This is a genomic window from Paenibacillus sp. W2I17, from assembly GCF_030815985.1.
GTDB lineage: Bacteria > Bacillota > Bacilli > Paenibacillales > Paenibacillaceae > Paenibacillus.
This window is the reverse complement of record NZ_JAUSXM010000001.1, coordinates 660,327-680,719: the sequence shown is the minus strand read 5'-3', so window position 1 is coordinate 680,719 and position 20,393 is coordinate 660,327. Positions and strand designations below refer to the sequence as shown.

Annotated in this window: 22 protein-coding genes; 5 read left to right on the top strand and 17 right to left on the bottom strand. The window is 45.8% G+C overall.

What is annotated here, in order from left to right; all coding sequences use genetic code 11:
- Positions 1-22: 22 nt before the first annotated feature.
- On the top strand, positions 23-394 hold the full coding sequence (locus tag QF041_RS03140; RefSeq protein ID WP_307411765.1) for a DUF4363 family protein: 372 nt from the start codon (positions 23-25) through the stop codon (positions 392-394).
- A 115-nt stretch (positions 395-509) separates the two neighbouring features.
- Here the strand turns inward: QF041_RS03140 and QF041_RS03135 are convergent, their stop codons facing one another.
- The 7 genes from QF041_RS03135 to rpmG form a co-directional block, all read right to left on the bottom strand.
- Entirely contained in the window at positions 510-1,211 is a 702-nt protein-coding gene (locus tag QF041_RS03135) for a M50 family metallopeptidase (RefSeq protein WP_036673724.1), read from the bottom strand.
- A 224-nt stretch (positions 1,212-1,435) separates the two neighbouring features.
- Complete coding sequence (locus tag QF041_RS03130; protein WP_307411762.1) at positions 1,436-1,918, bottom strand: hypothetical protein; 483 nt, start codon at positions 1,916-1,918, stop codon at positions 1,436-1,438.
- Positions 1,919-2,083: 165 nt separating this feature from the next.
- On the bottom strand, positions 2,084-2,719 hold the full coding sequence (locus QF041_RS03125; protein WP_307411757.1) for a metal ABC transporter solute-binding protein, Zn/Mn family: 636 nt from the start codon (positions 2,717-2,719) through the stop codon (positions 2,084-2,086).
- Positions 2,703-3,173, bottom strand: coding sequence for a metal ABC transporter solute-binding protein, Zn/Mn family (locus QF041_RS03120; protein WP_307411753.1), 471 nt, complete (start codon positions 3,171-3,173; stop codon positions 2,703-2,705). The genes QF041_RS03125 and QF041_RS03120 overlap by 17 nt, the downstream gene beginning before the upstream one ends.
- Positions 3,160-4,059 (bottom strand): metal ABC transporter permease, encoded by a 900-nt coding sequence (locus tag QF041_RS03115; protein ID WP_307411749.1) that lies wholly within the window; start codon positions 4,057-4,059, stop codon positions 3,160-3,162. The genes QF041_RS03120 and QF041_RS03115 overlap by 14 nt, the downstream gene beginning before the upstream one ends.
- On the bottom strand, positions 4,005-4,712 hold the full coding sequence (locus tag QF041_RS03110; protein WP_307411746.1) for a metal ABC transporter ATP-binding protein: 708 nt from the start codon (positions 4,710-4,712) through the stop codon (positions 4,005-4,007). The genes QF041_RS03115 and QF041_RS03110 overlap by 55 nt, the downstream gene beginning before the upstream one ends.
- A gap of 50 nt (positions 4,713-4,762) precedes the next feature.
- Positions 4,763-4,912, bottom strand: coding sequence for a 50S ribosomal protein L33 (gene rpmG / locus QF041_RS03105; protein WP_036613813.1), 150 nt, complete (start codon positions 4,910-4,912; stop codon positions 4,763-4,765).
- A gap of 169 nt (positions 4,913-5,081) precedes the next feature.
- Between rpmG and QF041_RS03100 the strand changes: the two genes are divergently transcribed.
- Positions 5,082-5,936, top strand: a complete 855-nt coding sequence (locus QF041_RS03100) for a stalk domain-containing protein (RefSeq protein ID WP_307411742.1) — start codon at positions 5,082-5,084, stop codon at positions 5,934-5,936.
- 69 nt (positions 5,937-6,005) lie between these two features.
- Here QF041_RS03100 and QF041_RS03095 read toward each other — a convergent pair whose 3' ends face one another.
- Positions 6,006-7,205 carry a GTP-binding protein gene (locus QF041_RS03095; RefSeq protein ID WP_307411739.1) on the bottom strand — a complete coding sequence of 400 codons (1,200 nt, stop codon included), beginning with the start codon at positions 7,203-7,205 and terminating at the stop codon, positions 6,006-6,008.
- A gap of 224 nt (positions 7,206-7,429) precedes the next feature.
- Between QF041_RS03095 and QF041_RS03090 the strand changes: the two genes are divergently transcribed.
- Positions 7,430-8,461: a permease gene (locus tag QF041_RS03090; protein WP_307411737.1), complete on the top strand. Its 1,032-nt coding sequence runs from the start codon at positions 7,430-7,432 to the stop codon at positions 8,459-8,461.
- A gap of 82 nt (positions 8,462-8,543) precedes the next feature.
- Positions 8,544-9,527, top strand: a complete 984-nt coding sequence (locus tag QF041_RS03085) for a TIGR03943 family putative permease subunit (protein ID WP_307411734.1) — start codon at positions 8,544-8,546, stop codon at positions 9,525-9,527.
- A 120-nt stretch (positions 9,528-9,647) separates the two neighbouring features.
- Here QF041_RS03085 and QF041_RS03080 read toward each other — a convergent pair whose 3' ends face one another.
- The 6 genes from QF041_RS03080 to QF041_RS03055 form a co-directional block, all read right to left on the bottom strand.
- Positions 9,648-10,949, bottom strand: a complete 1,302-nt coding sequence (locus QF041_RS03080) for a pyrimidine-nucleoside phosphorylase (protein ID WP_036613808.1) — start codon at positions 10,947-10,949, stop codon at positions 9,648-9,650.
- Between the two features lie 234 nt (positions 10,950-11,183).
- Positions 11,184-11,891: a purine-nucleoside phosphorylase gene (gene deoD / locus QF041_RS03075; protein WP_221821516.1), complete on the bottom strand. Its 708-nt coding sequence runs from the start codon at positions 11,889-11,891 to the stop codon at positions 11,184-11,186.
- Between the two features lie 97 nt (positions 11,892-11,988).
- Positions 11,989-13,167 carry a phosphopentomutase gene (gene deoB / locus QF041_RS03070; RefSeq protein WP_307411730.1) on the bottom strand — a complete coding sequence of 393 codons (1,179 nt, stop codon included), beginning with the start codon at positions 13,165-13,167 and terminating at the stop codon, positions 11,989-11,991.
- Positions 13,168-13,196: 29 nt separating this feature from the next.
- Entirely contained in the window at positions 13,197-14,384 is a 1,188-nt protein-coding gene (locus QF041_RS03065) for a NupC/NupG family nucleoside CNT transporter (RefSeq protein ID WP_307411725.1), read from the bottom strand.
- 231 nt (positions 14,385-14,615) lie between these two features.
- Positions 14,616-15,266, bottom strand: a complete 651-nt coding sequence (deoC, locus tag QF041_RS03060; RefSeq protein WP_307416882.1) for a deoxyribose-phosphate aldolase — start codon at positions 15,264-15,266, stop codon at positions 14,616-14,618.
- A gap of 225 nt (positions 15,267-15,491) precedes the next feature.
- Positions 15,492-16,430: a DNA-binding transcriptional repressor DeoR gene (locus tag QF041_RS03055; protein ID WP_307416881.1), complete on the bottom strand. Its 939-nt coding sequence runs from the start codon at positions 16,428-16,430 to the stop codon at positions 15,492-15,494.
- A 235-nt stretch (positions 16,431-16,665) separates the two neighbouring features.
- Between QF041_RS03055 and QF041_RS03050 the strand changes: the two genes are divergently transcribed.
- Positions 16,666-17,292, top strand: coding sequence for an FMN-dependent NADH-azoreductase (locus QF041_RS03050; protein WP_253508968.1), 627 nt, complete (start codon positions 16,666-16,668; stop codon positions 17,290-17,292).
- A 284-nt stretch (positions 17,293-17,576) separates the two neighbouring features.
- On the opposite strand, the gene QF041_RS03045 is transcribed toward QF041_RS03050, so the two are convergent.
- From QF041_RS03045 to QF041_RS03035, 3 genes are all read right to left on the bottom strand, one after another.
- Entirely contained in the window at positions 17,577-17,927 is a 351-nt protein-coding gene (locus tag QF041_RS03045) for a hypothetical protein (RefSeq protein WP_036613800.1), read from the bottom strand.
- A 132-nt stretch (positions 17,928-18,059) separates the two neighbouring features.
- On the bottom strand, positions 18,060-18,722 hold the full coding sequence (locus tag QF041_RS03040; RefSeq protein WP_076328589.1) for a class II aldolase/adducin family protein: 663 nt from the start codon (positions 18,720-18,722) through the stop codon (positions 18,060-18,062).
- A gap of 70 nt (positions 18,723-18,792) precedes the next feature.
- Positions 18,793-20,283 (bottom strand): rhamnulokinase, encoded by a 1,491-nt coding sequence (locus tag QF041_RS03035; RefSeq protein WP_307411720.1) that lies wholly within the window; start codon positions 20,281-20,283, stop codon positions 18,793-18,795.
- Positions 20,284-20,393 lie beyond the last annotated feature (110 nt).

Below are 20,393 nucleotides of genomic sequence, written 5' to 3'. Positions count from 1 at the left end.
TTCACATCAAGGAGGCGGTTGAATGAAAACGCGTTTCTGGCTGCTATATGTGCTTCCGATCTTCCTCATTCTTGTGTTCGTTGCAATTATGGCTAGCGGATCCTTTCTCAAAAAGCCCTTTGGCACCGATGATCGCTTGCTTGAATCTATACAAACGTTAGAGAAACAGGTTGAGAGCAAAAAATGGACTGAAGCCAAGTCTCAAGTTGATTACGCAATGAAGGCCTGGGATAAAGTCGTTAACCGCATTCAGTTCAGTGTGGAACGTGAAACGATATATGATATTCTGGGCACGCTTGCTCGGATCAAGGGCGGCGTTGCAGCACAGGATGATAAGGCGATTATGGAAGAGATTTATTACTTTTATGTGTTATGGGATAATCTTGGAGATTAGGTTCAATTTCTTTAATATCAGACTTTAATATCAGATGTAAGTTCAAAAACAAAAGGCACTATCCTTTTATGAAGAAAGGAAGTGCCTTCTTTGCTTTTATATAACTTTATATCCGTTACGCTCTTCGTAATCCCCGAGACCGTGACGATCGCGAAGTACCTTCTTTGCGGAAAAAGAGACCGAGTGCTCCCTTGGCACACCATAGTGCAAACAAAGCAAACAGCGTTCCCCAGAATAGCGCCGGAAGGAATGTCTGCTGAGCGAGATTCGCCGCATCCCCTGCCCGTGAAGGTTGAGTCCAGGACATCAGTCCAACGTATACGGCACTAACAACCGACTCTTCCAGCGTAAGAAACGCCAGTAACAGATAATAGAACTTCACGATCTTGGCGCCAAAAATCATAATGACAACGTTCAGAACGATGAACCCGGTCAGCCATAACATGCCGAACTCCCCTCTTACATATAACAGGAGCGACACCAGAGCGACAGCCGTCATAATACCAAGTCCCCACATGTGCAAGCCTTTGCGGTATAAGTAAAACAACAGTAAGGCGAACAGAGATGCACTGATATATCCCGCCAGAGAAACCAGGATCGATCTGCCTGGCGTCAGCATGGAAGAGTAAGTTACACCACTATGATCAGCGTACAATTCAATGCGCAGCACTTTACCGGATAATACCAGTGTCATTAGTGCATGACCGAATTCGTGAATCATCGTATCCAGGTTACGGAACAAGGACGAAAATGGGATGAATCGTGTAAGAAAGACGGAGCCTAGTAGAAAAAGTATCGTTTTGACCCACTTATTCAATCGTGTATACCTCCTTTACCTTCAAATAAACAAGCCTATCCTTTATAGAGGTTGTTCAAAAAGTCCGCTTTTGATTACGAAGGATGCTTAATGGCATCATCAGCGTCGAATATGGCATTCAGCCGAAATGTCCGTTGCTCACGTAGTTTCCTACGCTCCGCTACTCCATTTCTAGCTTCATCCCATCTTCTCGGTACTGAAAACCGATCTTTTTGAACACGCACTTATACTACGCTTTTTTCACTCGATTCGTTTCGGCTTCCAAACTGTAGGGCACAGTGTTCCATCCACCAGCAGAAGCTCCGATTGTGTCCAATGAAAAAAGAAGACAGATCATAGCGGCCCTTTTCGGCCTCTAGCGTAACGAGCAGTCGATTCCGCATCCGACGGAGCGCGTAGTTCACGAATTGATCCGCAACTTCACTTTGCACAAGGGTAACATACGCATAGAGGGAATGATCGACAGGTTCATCAAGCGGACTTACCCCTGCACATGAAAATTCAGTCTTAACGCCCGCATTCTGAAGTATGGACAATGCGTTCACAAGCTCGGCATCAACTTCAACACCGTTCCAAATCTCCGTTTTCTTCGCGGATACTGTATGTTTGTCACGTTCCGTCCAGTGCATCAGCTCCAGCTTCCGCCGTCTCCACAGATGGGCAGGCTGTTCACTTAACAGCAATTCATGTTCCTCATTTAAATTCATGCAATGCGTCCTCCTGTTCTCCTTGATCCGGTCACCTTATTAAACAAAGAGAGAGCACATCACTGTGCTCTCTGCTTCGCAAAAAGGCAAAGGAATGGCAATCCATTCCTCAGCATGTTGTATTATTGTACCTTTTTAGGTTAAAGGCATCAAACTGATCTTTTATTATTCGTTCAGCGCCAGTTTCAGTGCCTCCAGATTCTGTCTCATCACGCTAATGTAGTCCATTCCCGCAGCAATCTCTTCCTCGGTGAGTCCCTCAATCGGATTCAATACAGCCGTTTTGGCTCCCACTTCACTTGCAATCGTCTCAGACACTTTGGATGAAACCAGTGTTTCGAAGAAAATCGTCTTCACCTGATGCTCTTTCGCAAAATCAATAACGGATGCCATCTGCGCTGCTGAAGGTTCTTGCTCAGGAGACAATCCTGCGATAGGCACCTGTTGCAATCCATATTCCTTGGCAAGGTAGCCAAATGCAGCGTGTTGTGTGATGAAATCCTTGCGTTTGCTATCTGTCACAGCCGCCTTGAAGTCCTGATCCAGTGACTCCAATCGAGCAATGTAAGCATCTGCATTTTGCTTGAACTGTGCAGCGTGTTCTGGAGCAGCCTGTGCCAAACCAGCTTCAATATTGCGCACTTCCGTTACAGCCAATGCAGGTGACAGCCATACATGGGGATCCAGTCCGCCGTGATCATGATCGTGTTGTTCTTCAGCAGTCGCTTCATCTGCATGATCGTGGTCGTGATCATGTTCTTCTGTAGTCTCTTCATTTGTATGGTCATGATCGTGTTTCATGTTCTGTTGCCTCTGAATCTTCATGATGGTGATCATGCTCTCCACCTTCAAGCAGGTTGATGCCCTTGCTTGCTTCCACTTGAATGAGTGAAGTGTTACTCAGACTTCCGGTGACCTGATCAATCCATGATTCCATACCGGCACCGTTGTATACAAGCACATCCGCTTTCTCAATGCTGGCAATGTCCTGTGGTGTTGGCTCCCAATCATGAGGCTCCATACCCGCTGGAACGAGCGTATGTACATCCGCTAGGTCGCCTGCTACATTTTTAGTGAATTCGTACATGGGATAGAAACTAACCTGCACGTTTAATTTTGCGGTTTCCGTCTCGGCTGGAACGGGAGCGCCCGTCGGAGCTGCGCTGGTATCGGAAGCGGATTTCTGTCCGCAACCTGCGACGATAAGGGTCAGACTGAATAACAGTCCAAGCGCTGTTTTTTTACTGAATTTCATGTGATGTATTCCTCCTTGAATGGATAACTAACGTTGCTCGTTGTTCTTGTTGATTTCTCTCTTTGCGGTGACGCTTGCGGTTATATCGTGCAATCAGCTTTTGCGCTGATATTCCAGTCAATAGGATGACCAACAGGATGAGAGCAATCGTTCCTCCCGGTGGTGTATTTAGATGGTACGATGTTGTCAGTCCGCTAAAAATACCGATTACCCCCGTGATTACCGCGACAATAATCGCTGCTGTAAAACTGCGAGACACTCTTAGTGCCAAGGCAGCAGGCAGTACAATGAGAGCAGAAACCAGCAACACACCGACGATCGGCATGGCTGATGCTACAGTCATTCCTGTCAGAATGGCAAATGCAAACGATAAACCTCTCACCTGAACGCCTCCAATGGAAGCTGTTTCTTCATCAAAAGTAAGGCTATATAACGGTCTCCGGAGCAGGATGAAAAAAAGTAAACCTATGACACATACCCCTGCCATCATCCACAACTGCATATCGCTAACCGCGACAATAGATCCAAATAAGTATGAGCTGAAGGTCTTGGACAGATTGGTTTTGAGACTCATCAATACTACAGCAAGAGCCAGCCCCGAAGTCATGATGATCGCCACAGGTACCTCGCTGTAGGTTCGGTAACTTCGCCGCAGTTGTTCAACCAGTAATGCACCGATAATGGCAATAGCGAATCCGCAGATCACCGGGTTAAGATTCATGACCGAACCGAGCGCAACCCCTGCGAGAGAGACATGGGATAACGTGTCTGCCATAAGGACCTGTCGCCTGAGCATCAGATAAACCCCGAGAATTGGAGCGATGACTCCAATCAGTCCACCTGCCCAGAAGGCACGTTGCATGAATTCGTACTCAAACACTGCCATTCCTCACTTTCTTGCCGCTCCAGAGTAATCGTTCGGTCCAATCGATCTCCCATCTCTTCCAGTCCATGAGTAACCATAATAATAGTTATCCCATGAGCATCAACATAGTGGCGCATCAGATTGTAAAATCCTTCACGGCTGTGGCGGTCCATTCCCGTTGTTGGCTCATCCAGTACCAGAACCTGCGGTTGCCCAGCCATAGCTCTTGCAATACAGATCCGTTGCTTCTGTCCGCCAGACAGCTCACCGACGCGTGTATTCCGATATTCCCACATGCCAACTTCCCGCAGACTGCGTTCAACAATGGTATCCTGCTCTGATGTGAATCTGCGGAATAATCCCAGCCTGGTGTAACACCCGGACCGGACCAGTTCATTCACCGTACTGGGAAATCCACTATTAAACGATGCCACCTGCTGGGGCACATAACCAATATTGGACTTGTTCCCACGTTTCAACTGCGGACTCATATGTATCGTGCCGCTCCAGGGCTTCAATAGCCCCAGCAGCAGCTTTAACAGGGTTGTTTTGGCAGAACCATTGGGACCTGTGATGCCTATGAACTCTCCCACATGGATATCCAGCGACAGTTGATCAATGACCGACTCTTTGCCATATCCAAATACAACATCACGTATGGAGGATAATATCATGCCTTTCCCTCTTTTCGTAAATATTACGATTTAAAAACAACAAAAAAATTTTATCTGGTTTCCCGGTGGATCGTCATTTTCTTCAAACGTGGGGAGTACTTCTTCATCTCAAGTCGCTCTGGATGGTTACGTTTGTTCTTGGTTGTTGTATAGTTGCGGTCCCCGCACTCGGTGCAGGCTAAAGTTACAATGACTCTCATGGTTCTTGCCTCCTCTTATTTAATCGTAATTATTACTATTTAATGATATTAGTCTATAGCTTTTCTTTTGTCAACTCCATATCTGTTACAGTAAAATTTTGTATGCACAATATAATTTCATATGATATACTGCTTTGGTATCATTATACTTTACCTACGGAGGAACTAGATGAAGATCAAAAAATCAACTTTTATCGGGTCATTGGTAGCATGCAGTTTGGCTTTCGGTGCCCTGGGTGTAGCAGCTTCAAACGGAATTCAAGATATTGAAGCAGCACTCGACAGCAACATTAGCTTTAAAGTAAACGGACTATCTTGGACACCCAAGAATGAAGCTGGAGACAAACTGAATGCACTGGTATATGACGGTGATGTATACTTGCCTGTAAGTACCACAGCAGAAGCACTCGGAGCCAACGTATCTCTGAATGTTAGCAACAAAGTTGTAAGTATCACTAATTCAGGTACCAGTAAGTCTAGTAGTTCAAGTAATAACAGCAGTACAGGTACCAAAGGTTCTGAAGATTCAAGTAAACCAAGTAGTTCAAGTAACTCAAGCACTTCAGGTTCAATCAAGATGACTGGAACTGACGCTCAGATGATAGTCAAATTGCAGAAAGAATCTTTAACATTGATCAAAATGTATGGTAAAGCACTTAAAACAGGAAGCACTAGTGAATTTGATAAATACATAGATGCTAAAGTTATTGAAAATCCCGAGATCGACATTTTTGATCTGGGTAAGCAATACCAGAAAGATAAATTTAAAACTACAGTCAAAGGTATCATTGCAGCAAATGATAAAAAAACGCTGACTAAATATGCAGATCAGTTGATTAATGTGAAATCAGCTGATTTTAAAGTGATTGCAATGAATGATAAAACCAAAACAAGACACAGTTACAAAGCCATTTATTATCCACAAGGGTGGACGGGTTCCTATGGAGTGTACCTTACCTTTGTGTTTAGTCCGCAAAAAAGTGGCAACGGTGATTTTTATCTTGGCGATTTGTACTTTAGCTAAAGTCCTTAATACAATATAATCATTGATCTTCAGGGGCATTATTGCACTTGAAGATCTTTTCTTTTCACTTCAACTCCACGCTGGAAAAGGATCTTTCAGTTCACGCCAGTTCATCCGCATCTCCTCCTCCGTAAGAAGAGTCTCATCCAATGTACGTTCAATCTCAGCCCGGTCCATGTCAATGCCGATAAATACCAATTTCGTCACCCGATCACCCCACTCATCATCCCAATCCGGTATGCTTGGCAATGTATCACCAAAGTGAAGTTGTCTTTCCTCCTCACTCATCGCACCTACCCATATTCCTGCTGGCGCAAGCTGCTTGGATGTACCTGCATGACTGAAAGAGATCGCCATATGGTTTCTTGTCGCCAGCCACATCAGACCTTTGGATCGCACGATGTTATCTGGATATTTCGCAATCCAACGCAGCAACCGTTCCGGGTGGAATGGACGTTTACGATGATAGACAAATGAATGAACTCCATATTCTTCAGTCTCCGGGGTATGTTCTTCTTTCATCAATTCGCGGATCCAACCCGCGGACTGACTTGCTTTTTCAAAATCAAAACGTCCCGTATTCATTATCTCTCTCGGATCAATCTGCCCATGTGTCGTGCGAATCAACTTAGCTTCCGGTTGCATGGCATGTAGTGCCTTCTCAAGCTTCGAAAGTTCTTCCTCCGATACCAAATCACATTTGTTCAGAATCAGCACATCACAGAATTCCACTTGATCCGTCAGCAGATGAACGATTCCGCGAACATCGTCCTCCCCCGCTTCCTGTCCACGATCCTTCAGTGTTTCTTTGGAATAAAAATCACGCCAGAACTGGGCAGCATCGACAACCGTAACCATCGTGTCGAGACGAGTGAATTTCGTCAAATCAATGCCAAGTTCCTCGTCGATATACGTAAACGTCTGCGCAACAGGTACCGGCTCACCAATACCCGTAGATTCTATTAATATGTAGTCAAAAGAACCATCCAAAGCCAGCCGCTCGACTTCTTTCAGCAGATCCTCCCGCAATGTGCAGCAGATGCAACCATTGGACATCTCTACAAGCTTCTCATCAATGCGCGATAACCCTCCACCATCTCGTATTAAACCCGCATCGATATTAACCTCACTGAGATCATTGACGATAACAGCAACCCGCATCCCCTCGCGGTTATGAAGCACATGATTGAGAAGTGTCGTTTTGCCTGCACCCAAATATCCACTAAGTACGGTTACTGGAACCCGCTGTTGAACCTGTTGATCTGACATTTCTGCTTCCTCCACTCTGTTTAAGTTGAAACTTTAATCGTAATTATTACTATTAATGATGATCAATCCGAACTATACCGTAGTTTTCTTTGGATTGTCAACATCTAATATGATGAAAAATCTTGATTAATCGTAAAAATGTTGATTAGAACATAGGAATGATGTATGATGCCGCACGTACAAGCATATATTTTAGCAAAGTCCTAGTTGTGGAGGTCTGTTTCATGAAAATGGCAGCCAATCTGAAGCTCCTGTCCTTCCTGATCCCTTGTGCCTTTCTTGTTCCCGTGTTGATCACAATGGCTCCAGATCTGAAGGAAGCATGGAACAGTGAAGCTTTGCAAAATATGAAAACCGTATTCATAGGTATTTTCCTTGAAGCCGCACCTTTTCTGCTCATGGGTGTGTTATTGTCCTCGCTCATGCAGTGGTTCGTATCCGAAGAAATGGTCCGTAAACTCACGCCCAAGAATCCGATCGGCGGTGTGCTGGTCGCAGGACTGCTCGGTATTATTTTCCCCATCTGTGAATGTGGCATGATCCCGGTAGTGAGAAGGTTGATGCACAAAGGCATGCCAGCCTATATCGCAGTTACGTTCATCTTGAGTGGTCCCGTAGTCAATCCCATCGTATTTACGGCAACCTTGCTCGCCTTTCCCTCCCATCCTGAGATTACCATTGCCCGCATGGGACTGGCCTTTGCTGTAGCAGCTTCCATAGGCATGCTCGTGTATGTGTTTGTTCGTCGAAATCCCCTTCGGATGCCAAAAGTCGCAGTGACAGTTAAGACACATCCTGGTTTTAAAATGGCGCAACCTCACGCGCACGCAAATGCACATGATCATAACCATGTAAAAAACTGGCGCAGCTTCTTCATTCATGCCGGAGATGAATTTGTCGATATGAGCAAATATCTGGTGATCGGTGCCCTGATTACAGCCTGCATCCAGACATTCATTAGCCGCAGCGATCTGATCTCACTTGGCAATGGTCCTGTCGCCTCCTATGTGTTCATGATGGGATTTGCTTATGTATTGTCTCTCTGCTCCACTTCAGATGCTTTTGTGGCTTCTGCGTTCTCACATACATTTGCACTGGGGCCGCTGGTATCCTTCCTTGTGCTTGGTCCAATGCTGGATTTCAAAAGCACCCTGATGCTGCTCTCGACCTTCCGTACCCGGTTTGTTATTGGTCTGAGTCTAGCCATTATCACGCTTGTCTTCGCCGGCTCGTCGTTGATTAATCTGCTGGTATAAAGGTTGAGCAACATACTTCATGACCTGAATAATTAATCACATGAACTTTCATCCTGACCATGAATTGAGATGAGGTGATGGTATGAACCACACTAGCTATACGATGACAAAATCTCCTGTTCCAAGATCATATGTCATCCAATGGCATAACTTAATCCGTGCGGTCTGGATCGGCGGACTCGCGGTGTACTTTATTCACTTGAATTCAAGTGACTCGCTTCATTATTATTTGGCGCCTACCATGCAAAAACTGCTGTTATGCTGCCCTGTTCCCTTATTGTTTATTGCAGTTATCATGGCGTGGCATGGACTGTTCGGCAGAAACGAGGTTCATTGCGACTGTGAACATCCACCTCCTTCCGGTTTCCTACGCAGCTCGTTGGTATATGGTCTTATTGCTATCCCCTTGTTGCTGGGGTTTCTGTTACCTGATCGGGCGCTCGGCAGCTCCATGGCTAGCCAGAAAGGCATGTCTCTCACTTATGCCCCTCCCGAGATTCGTCGCAAAGAGCCTTTACCTGATCCGGCAACGCAATTGAATGTACAAGATCTCACGCAAAAACCAACGACCGTTCAGCCTACATCGGCTACCAAAGTACAATTCATTCCCCCAGACGAGTATAGCCGCGAATTCGCTGAACTGGCGGAGAAGTTGTATGCAGAACAGGTCATCCGAGTCTATCCCGAGATCTTCTCTGAAACCCTCGGCACGATCGATATGTTCCAGCGACAATTTGCAGGCAAAGATATCTCCTTAACCGGGTTCGTTTATCGGGACAAAAGCATGGATCATGAATCACATTTTGCACTGGGACGATTTCTGGTCATGTGCTGCCCTGCTGATGCGGCTCCCTTTGGCGTGATGATTCACATCCCCGAAGCGGATAGCTTCCCTACAGACAGTTGGGTACAAATCGATGGCAGCATCGGGTCTGCACAGGTGAACGGTAAGGATACGATTGAAATTCGCGCCACAAAGGTGACACCTGTAGCCGAGCCATCCACGCCTTATATTTACACCAATGCAGATTCAGTGATGGCGTATGAGCAAATAAAGAGCCCGTAGTTGCTCGTAATAACAACAGCGTACTTTTACGACAAAAAGCCCCAAAGCTATGGATTACATCGCTTTGGGGCTTTCATGTTCAGTCAGATACGAGATTACATCTCGTCTTCTCTGATTGTATTATTCCGTTACGATATCATGAACCAATACAGGCGCATCGGCATGATCCGCAATTGTAATGTTTTCTTTGATCTTCGCGATGACGTCTGCTACGTCTTCACGATTGGCATGGATCGTTACAAGGGACTCACCAGCTTTGACTGGGTCACCCACTTTTTTGTTCAGCATCAGACCAACCGCGAGATCGATCTCAGACTCTTTTGTTGCACGGCCTGCGCCGAGCAGCATTGCTGCAGTTCCGATTTCGTCAGCGACGATTCCGGCAACATAGCCGTCTTTATCTGCTGGGACTTCAACCAGATATTGTGCTTGTGGCAAACGATCTGGATGATCGACAACCGAAGCGTCTCCGCCTTGGTTTGCCAGGAAATCTTTGAATTTCTCCAGTGCTTTACCGTTCTGGATCACTTCTTTCAATTTCTCCTCAGCGTGCTCCAAGGAATCTGCCTTGCCAGCAAGGAATACCATTTGACGTCCAAGTGCCAGACACAGTTCTTCCAGATCTTTTGGACCTTTACCTTGCAGTGTGAGGATGGCTTCTTTCACTTCAAGTGCGTTACCAATCGCCAGACCCAGTGGTTGGGACATATCGGAGATAACAGCCATCGTTTTACGGCCAACATTGTTACCGATGCTTACCATGGCATGTGCCAATTCTTTGGCATCTTCCGTTGTTTTCATGAATGCACCAGCACCTGTTTTAACATCCAATACGATTGCATCTGCACCTGCTGCAATTTTCTTACTCATGATGGAGCTGGCGATCAGTGGGATGGAGTTAACGGTAGCTGTTACGTCACGCAGTGCATAGAGCTTTTTGTCTGCAGGCGTAAGGTTACCACTTTGTCCAATAACTGCAACCTTGTGTTCGTTTACGAGACGAATGAACTCTTCTTTTTCAAGCTCTACGTGGAAACCAGCAACGGATTCCAGCTTGTCTGTTGTACCACCCGTGTGACCAAGTCCACGTCCGGACATTTTGGCAACAGGAACATCCAGCGCAGCAACAAGCGGAGCGAGTACCAGTGTTGTTGTATCGCCCACTCCTCCTGTGGAGTGCTTGTCTACTTTGATGCCTTCGATAGCGGACAGGTCGATCGTTTCACCCGAATTCACCATCGACATTGTCAGATCGGCGCGTTCCTTGTCTGTCATATCTTTGAAGAATACCGCCATCGCCCATGCGCTGACTTGATAGTCCGGGATTTCTCCTTGTGTGTATCCTTGAACAACAAAATCAATCTCAGCCGTTGTCAGTTCTTTTCCGTCGCGTTTCTTGGCAATAATGTCTACCATTCTCATGATGATCTCTCCTTGTGTGTGTATTGATTGTATTGAACACTTTGTTGTTAGTCCGTTACGGCTCCGGATCGTTTCCTCCGATCGTTGTTGTCTCCAAGTTTTTTTATTCCATTTTGCAATGGAGAAAACTCGGAGACAAAGGCGAACGCTTTGCTTCTTCAGTATCGGTTCCGGTTCCTTCACTACGTGCCAAAACAAAAGTTTCGATTAAAATCAAATGATTATGAATAACAATTACAGTGTGATTGCTGTGTCCAGGGCAACTACCATCATGTCGTTGAACGTTTTTTGACGCTCTTCGGCAGATGTTTCTTCGCCTGTCAGCAAGTGGTCACTTACCGTCAGGATGGTCAGTGCGTTAACACCAAACTTGGCAGCGATAGTGTACAATGCTGTTGTTTCCATCTCTACGCCGAGTACGCCGTGTTTCATCAACTTCTCGGTTACGGAACGGTCATCGCGGTAGAAAGAATCGGAGCTGAATACGTTACCGACGTGAATCTTCATACCTTTAGCTGTTGCACGGTCATATGCTTCTTTCAGCAGGGAGAACGTAGCGATTGGTGAGAAGTCATAACCACCGAATACGTGTTTGTTCATGCTGGAGTCTGTACATGCTGCTTGCGCAAGGATAACGTCACGTACACGTACATGCTCCTGCATACCGCCACAAGTACCCACACGAATCAGGTTTTTTACACCATATTCGCTGATCAATTCGTTAGCATAGATTGCAAAGGACGGAATACCCATCCCTGAACCTTGCACCGAAATCCGGTGTCCTTGATATGTACCTGTGTAACCGAGCATTCCACGAACTTCGTTGTAACATACAACATCGTCGAGGTACGTATCTGCGATATATTTCGCGCGCAAAGGGTCTCCTGGCAATAGAATCGTTTCTGCGATATCCCCGGGCTTTGCTCCAATATGTGTACTCATGAATAAATCTCCTCCAGTTATACATTTAGTCTATTATACTGGCAGGACCGGAGCAGCCCAAGCTACTCCGACCTCCCCTATCCAGTTTTTGAAAAACTTATTTCAAATCTTTCAGGAAGCTGGTGCCGTATTCCGGCATTTTCACTCCAAAGTTCTCTGCTACGGTTGCGCCAAGGTCAGCAAATGTGCTGCGCAGATCAAGCTTTTTGCCCTCGCTGAAGCGCGGAGAGTAGGCAAGCAGTGGTACATATTCACGTGTATGGTCAGTGCCGCGGTATGTTGGATCGTTACCATGGTCAGCTGTGATCAGCAGCAGATCATCATTAGTCATTTTGGCAAAAATCTCTGGCAGCCGTGCATCATAGTCTTCAAGTGCCTGAGCATAACCTTGCGGATCACGACGGTGACCGTACAGGGCATCAAAATCAACCAGGTTCAGGAAGCTGAGTCCAGTGAACTCTTCATCCATCGTTTCAGACAACTTGTCCATGCCATCCATGTTAGAGACGGTACGAACAGCCTTGGTTACACCTTCGCCATCATAGATATCTGCGATTTTACCCAAAGCAATCACATCAAATCCGCTATCTTGCAGTTCATTCATAACAGTACGACCAAAAGGTTTGAGCGCATAGTCATGACGATTCGCAGTACGTTTCCAGTTACCCGCTTCTCCTACAAATGGACGTGCAATAATGCGGCCGAGCATGTACGGATCTTCAAGTGTAATCTCACGGCAGAACTCACAGATCTCATACAGTTCTTTCAGTGGAACAACGTCCTCATGTGCTGCAATTTGCAGAACCGAATCCGCGGATGTATATACGATGAGCGCGCCAGTTTCAACATGCTCTGCACCCAGCTCATCCAGAATTTCCGTGCCGCTGGCCGGTTTGTTACCGATCACCTTGCGGCCCGTTTTCTCTTCAATGCGTTGAATCAACTCTTCGGGAAAACCATTCTCGAACACACGGAAAGGTGTATCAATGTAAAGACCCATCAGCTCCCAGTGACCTGTCATTGTGTCTTTGCCTCTGGATGCTTCCTGCATCTTGGTGTAATACGCTTTAGGTGCATCCGCTACAGGGACACCCTCGATTTTTTTGATGTTGGACAGTCCGAGACTGGCCATGTGAGGCATTTTCAGACCTCCGCGTTCACGTGCAATGTGACCAAAGGTATCTACATCAAAATCATCAAATTCTGCTGCATCCGGCGCTTCGCCGATCCCTACAGAATCCATAACGATCAGATGTACTCTTTTGAATGTTGACATAACCTAAGCACTCCTTCCATTAATCCGGTTTACAAGAACAGTCCAGTAATGATCGCTGACAGCACGCTGACAAGCGAAGCACCGTAAAGCAGTTTCAGACCGAAGCGGGCGACCACATTACCTTGCTTCTCATGGAGTCCCTTCACCGCACCAGCAATGATACCGATGGAGGAGAAGTTGGCGAACGACACGAGGAAGACAGATACGATACCCGTTGTTCTGGCAGACATTGCAGTCTCCTTCAAATTAAGCATAGCTACGAATTCGTTGGATACCATTTTGGTTGCCATAATACTTCCTGCCTGAATCGCTTCTTTCCATGGAACACCCATGATGAAGGCAAATGGTGCAAACACATAACCAAGTAGCTCTTGGAACGAAATGCCAAGCACCGCGCTGAAAATTCCGTTAACAAGTGCGATCAAGGCAACAAAACCGATTAACATCGCAGCTACGATGATGGCAACTTTGAATCCATCCAGGATGTACTCGCCAAGCATTTCGAAGAAGGACTGTTTTTCCTCTTCCTGCACTTCCAATATATCTTCTTCCTCTGTAACCTCATAAGGATTCACAATCGAAGCAATGATAAAACCGCCAAACAGGTTCAGTACAAGAGCTGTAACCACATATTTCGGCTCGATCATGGTCATATAAGCACCAACAATCGACATCGATACCGTGGACATCGCCGAAGCACACAAGGTGTACAGCCGATGTTTTGGCAACAACCCAATTTGTTTTTTCACAGAAATGAACACTTCAGATTGCCCCAATACAGCCGAAGCAACCGCGTTATATGATTCCAGTCTGCCCATTCCGTTGATTTTGCTTAATACCAGACCAATATATTTTATAACAAAAGGCAAGATTCGGATATACTGCAATATACCGATAAGGGCGGAGATGACAACAATCGGCATCAATACGCTGAGGAAGAACGGTGCCCCCCCGCTTTCGGCACCTACGGTAGTCAAACCCCCAAATACAAATGCGATACCTTCATTCGCATAGTCGAGTAAACTTTTAAATACGGTCGCGAAACCGCCAATTAAAAAAGTACCCACTCCTGTATTCAACAGAGCATAAGCTAGTATAACTTGCAAAACAATCATGATAGCCAGCGGCCGGTAGCGAATCTTCTTTTTACCGTTGCTTGCGATATAAGCCAGTCCAAAAACAACGAGTAAACCAAGAAGGGCAATTAGAAATTTCATTTGATTTCTCCTTTGAAGGTAGTTAAGCCGGATGTGAAAATTCAGCTCAAAGGACTCTTAAGCATTCTTATCAGTAATCTTTCAGAAAACTTATGAAGCGCTTACAATTAGTTCCGTTATTTAAAATACAAGTGTAAGCTGTATTCCCTGTACCTGAGTCGAACGCCCAAGTACAGAGAATATAACATTACTTTTATTTATTAAGCTTTTTTCTTGATAAGATGCTTTTGCTTAGTAAGACGATGAAGACTGTTCGCCCTGCATAATCTTCACGCCAGAACTAGCACCGATACGAGTCGCACCCGCTTCGATCATTTTTTGCATATCTTCCAGGCTACGCACGCCACCGGAAGCTTTAACGCCAACATCAGGACCTACAGTACGACGCATCAAAGCGATATCTTCTGGCGTTGCTCCACCTGTGGAGAAGCCTGTAGAAGTTTTAACAAAATCAGCTCCAGCTCGCACAGCTGCCTGACAAGCACGTACTTTCTCTTCATCCGTCAACAGACAAGTTTCAATAATAACTTTCACCAAAGCTTTACCCGCAGCCGCTTCAACAACAGCACGAATATCTTGTTCAACGTAATCATCTTTGCCATCTTTCAAAGCACTGATGTTGATGACCATATCGACTTCAGTTGCACCTTTAGCAATCGCATCTTTCGTTTCGAAAGCTTTTGTCTCCGATGTAGATGCTCCCAGAGGGAAACCAATAACGGTGCAGATATCTACGCCAGAACCCTGCAACTGCTCAGCAGCATAAGCAACCCAGCCTGGGTTAACACATACGGAAGCAAACTGATATTGCTTTGCTTCTTCGGTTAACTTGGCCATTTCACTTTGCGTTGCGTCCGCACGAAGCAACGTATGGTCGATCATTTTAGCTAATTGTGGTGTAGTCAATTGAATCTCTCCCTTATCTGAACTAGTTATTTTCTATACCCTTACACTAACATGAACATATGTAAAAATCAACTTGAACTTTTGTTCACAGTTACACTTGTATTTCTTCTTCGTTATATTTTCTTCCTAAAAAAGCAAAACATCCGCCCCTTTTGCGTGGCAGATGTTGTCATCCATATCCATTTGAAATTAAATTTGAGATTAAAATCGAAGTAATGCCTGCGCTGTGTACTGGTCCGTGACCAGAATATTTGCGTAATGACCTTTAAGAGCCGCATGAATGGCTTCAATTTTGCGTTGCCCCCCGGCAACAAGAATTGATTTTTCCTTATTTCTCAACTCGGCTAGATCAATTCCAACGGTTCTGCTGTTAATCTCTTCACTGATCAACTGACCTTCCGCGTCGAAAAAGCGTGAACAAATGTCACCTGCACCGGAGTTCATCAGCAATTGTTGCTCTTCTTCATTGAAGTAACCGAGCCTGAACAATAATGCATCTTCCTTCACAGTACCCACGGTAAACAAAGCAATGTTGGCCTGTCTGCCAAGTTCCACGATTCTGCCGATATGTCGATCCGCTTCCACCATGTTTTTTACTTCAATGTTGTCGAAAATCACAGGCAGCGGCAGATACCTTGGTACCGTATGGAATGCCTCAGCGAACAAATGAACAATCTCAGCGGCATAGGTATTGACATGGGAGTGGCTTACGCCCCCCTTCAATTGTACGACTTCGACACCTTTAACCTGCTTGGGACGAAGTTGGCGTGCTACAGCATGCATGGTTGTTCCCCAAGTCACCCCGATAATATCTGCATCCTGAACCGTCTCTTGAAGATAATCCGCTGCTCGTTTACTGATATGCTTCTGTATTTCCTCATCACTCTTCAACGGGGCAAAACACACAAGTGCCGTATCCAGATCATATTTCGACTTAAGTTTTCCGGCAATGATGTCGATATCCTCCAACGGGTCCATAATTTCAATCCGGACGTATCCGCGATCTTTGGCGTACTGAAGTAATCTTGACACCGTTGGACGCGACACGCCCAACCTTGCGGCAATATCCTGCTGGCTATAATCGGATTGATAATACAATTTCGCTGCTTCAATGCTTAATCGTTGCTTCTCCAGGTCCATTCCCATGTGCGCTCATCTCACTCATCCTATTGTCTTTGGAAAATAAATACTCGTCCTGTATATTATACATGGATTGAGTATCTGGTCACTATATAGCATCCAATACAGTATCATAATCAATTATTCATATGCCTTTCTAACGTATAAAACGGGGGAAACGATGCATACTACTGCGGTCGCTTCATCATTGCCAAGATCGCTTCACCCCATTAATCGCACAGAGAGGAAGAACTGCATGTCTACCTTATTGTATATTACTGCCCATCCTCATGATCATGAAACCTCCTTCAGCATGGCTACGGGCAAAGCATTTATTGATGCGTATCGTGAAAGTCACCCTTCTGATGAGGTTGTTCACCTCGATCTGTATCGCTCGGATATCCCCCATATCGATGCGGATGTCTTCAGTGGTTGGGGCAAACTGCAATCGGGTAGTGATCTGACTTCCGAAGAGCAGACCAAAGTAAGCCGTTTGAATGAACTGTCGGATCAATTTGCCTCAGCAGATAAATATGTTTTTGTAACCCCGATGTGGAACTTCTCGTTCCCTCCTATTCTGAAGGCTTATGTGGACTCGATCTGCGTAGCTGGCAAAACATTTCGTTATACCGAACAAGGTCCTGTCGGACTGCTGTCTGATAAAAAAGCACTGCATATTCAGGCTCGCGGTGGCATTTATTCCGAAGGCCCAGCGGCTCAGATGGAATCCGGTCATCGTTACTTAAGCATTATCATGTCTTTCCTCGGCGTGCCGAAGCTTGATGGCATTTTTGTTGAAGGGCACAATCAATATAAAGACCGTGCAGATGAGATTAAGCAACAAGCTATCGAGCAAGCACGCACTTTCGCAAAACAGTTTTAAGAGAGGTAGTTCAAAAAGTCCGCTTTTGATTACGAATGATGCCTAGTGGCATCATCAGCATCGAATATGGGATTCACCCGAACTGTCCGTTGCTCACGTAGTTTTCCCTACGCTCCGCTACTCCATTTCTAGCTTCATCCCATCTTCTCGGTACTGAAAACCGACCTTTTTGAACACTCACTTAAAGTATAGAATAACAATTAAAGCAAAAACAAAACCCGCGTGCTACCTAGGGGATAATCCCAGGAAACACGCGGGTTTTCAATGTATAATCAACCTAGAGCTTATTGATGCCCAGCGCTGGCACGGCTCATGGTTTCAAGTTTACGTGTGATCGCATGACGGTCTACTTTTAATCCCCAGATCATTTCAATAATCTGCTCTTTCTCCTCAGGACTGTCGGCATGCTTCAGTTGCATTAACAGATCATGCATTTGTTCATTAATGCCTTCAAATTGAATCCATAAATCCTGTCTTACCTCTTTAGAATCCAGATGATGATTCGCATCGACTTCTTCCTTCAATGCTTGCAGAATAGCATCTTTCCATTCGTCATCACCCAGCTGTTTCGCAATGTTCAGGAGATCCAGATAATCGTCAACAAGAAGTGAGTTCAATTCAGCATGTGTTTTCATCGTTTATTGCATCCCCTTTTCGTTCTATTTACCAAGTATTATACTCGGTATTTCAGGTTATGCAATAGTTGTCGAGAAAAATAGTGGATTGTCCAGTTTCATGTCATGTTTTGACGAATGATTAATCTCCGATTAAGACTTGAGTTGTTGCAATAACTGCACACGGTAGGCTTCACTTTCAAGCGATTGAATTTCCTTATATTCTTCAGCGGTTAACACTTTGGGTTCCCCCGCTGCCTTGGCGATCATATATACCTTCGCGCTTTCTTCCACCACCTGAGTGCGGTAATAGGCTTCGCGGAGGTTTTTACCGGTCGTAACCAATCCGTGATTGACGAGAATGAGTGCCGTATGTTCTTCTACCTTTGCTGAGACTGCATCGGCAAGAAGCTTCGTCGTTGGCAGAACGTATGGAACAAATCCGATATCACCTACCAAGGCGGACTGATCAGGGAACAAGTGTGGCAATTCATCGAAAACGAGACTAAGTGCGATCGTATATGCCGGATGCGTATGCACAATGGCTTGGATATCAGGATTCACACGATAACTGTACAGATGCATTAATACTTCGGAAGACGGACGTGTTGATCCCGCACGAGTCTCTCCTGTCTCGATATCAATAGCAATCCACTCGTCCGGTTCCAGGTCTTCAAGTGCATAACCGCTCGGAGACAACAACATCGTTCCGCCAGAGCGAGCGCTCAGATTCCCACCGGGTCCGACCACCAGTCCTTGAGCAACTGCTCTCCGAGCATACTTCGTTAACTCTTCCCTTACTTGTTGTTCAGACATGTTGCTCACCACTCCTCATACTTTTCTTTTTAGCATTTTGCGTCAATGCTCATTGCATTGAATCTATTTATTACCTTTTGATTTGATTTAGACTTTGGTAGTTTTCATAAGCTTCCTGCCACAGCTCTGTATCCTCAGGCTCATAGGTCTCGGGGGAAAAGGAAGCAGACATGACCTCCCGTACCTCGGCCAAGCTACTCACTTCTCCATGCGCAAGGAATTGCAGCATGCAATTCCCGGCTGAAGTCGCCTCTGCCAGGCCTGCCACCACCGAGACACCAGCTGCATTAGCTGTAAACTGGCATAATAGTCGATTGTGTACACCACCACCAACCATATGAATGACACGAGGTCTTGTACCTGTAACCAACTGCAGTTCATCCAGCGTCTGTCTGAATTCCAGTGCAAGACTTTCCAGAATGCAGCGTACAATCGCTCCAGTCGTTTCAGGCACAGTCTGTCCAGTGAGACTGCATTGTTGCCGTATTCGTTCAGACATATTTCCTGGCGCCAAATACACGCCATCTCCCGGCGATACATAACTTTGATGCGGCGTTGCCAAGGTAGCCAATTGAATCAGTTCTTCATGTGTAAAAGGTTGATTCTCCCGCTCCCATTGCCGTTTGCATTCCTGTAGCAGCCACAAGCCTGAACGATTTTTCAGGGTACGTACTTTTCCACTTACCGTCCCTTCATTGGTGAATCCTAATGCACGACTTCGGTCATCCAATACAGGTGTATCACGCTCCACACCCATAAGAGACCAAGTTCCACAGCTGATAAAAGCAAAATCCGAATCCATCGCAGGAATCGCTGCCAAGGCAGATGACGTATCATGTGATCCCACAGAGACTACCTGCAGCGGTCCAGTCCGTAACTCGGCGCACAACTCATTTGTTAAATCACCCAGCACGGTACCGGGTTGAACGAGTTTTGGAAATAATGTTTCCGGTATACCGAGACGCCCGATCAGATTTTCATTCCAACGCGCCTCGCCTGCATGCAACAGCCCACTGGTACTTGCAATCGTATACTCACAAGCCTGCTGACCAGACAGATAATAGTGAAATAAATCCGGCATAAATAACATGCGCACATCCGGACGCAAACCTTCGGTCTGCTCTCGTACACTGCCTAGCAGTTGAAATACTGTATTGATCTGCTGCGGCAGAACGCCGGACATGGAGTACAGTTCTTCTTCTTTCACCATGTGCAGAACTTCTTCCATCCACTGTGCATTGCGTGTTTCCCGATAATGACGCGGGTTCGAGCACAACCTTCCTGCACCATCCACCAGTCCATAGTCCACTCCCCACGTATCCACTGCTATAGAACGGACCGATGGAGAGATGCCTTGCGTCCCTTTCACAATGCCTTGTTTTAATTCATGAAAAAGTCGCAAGAAATCCCAATACAATCCGTCCCCCAGCTGCACGGGTTCATTGTTGAAGCGATGCACTTCTTGTAACGAGAGTCTGCTTCCATCAAAAGAACCCCGGACTACGCGTCCACTCCCAGCGCCGTAATCGGCAGCAAGCACATGTGTTGCTTGATCGCCCATTTTTTCAAGCCTCCTTAACTCTACGCGATAAGCCGTATTCGAGTTCTGAACACAGCTTTCAAGAGAACGCCATGTTACCTCATTTCATAAGGAACATGGCGTTTGACAGG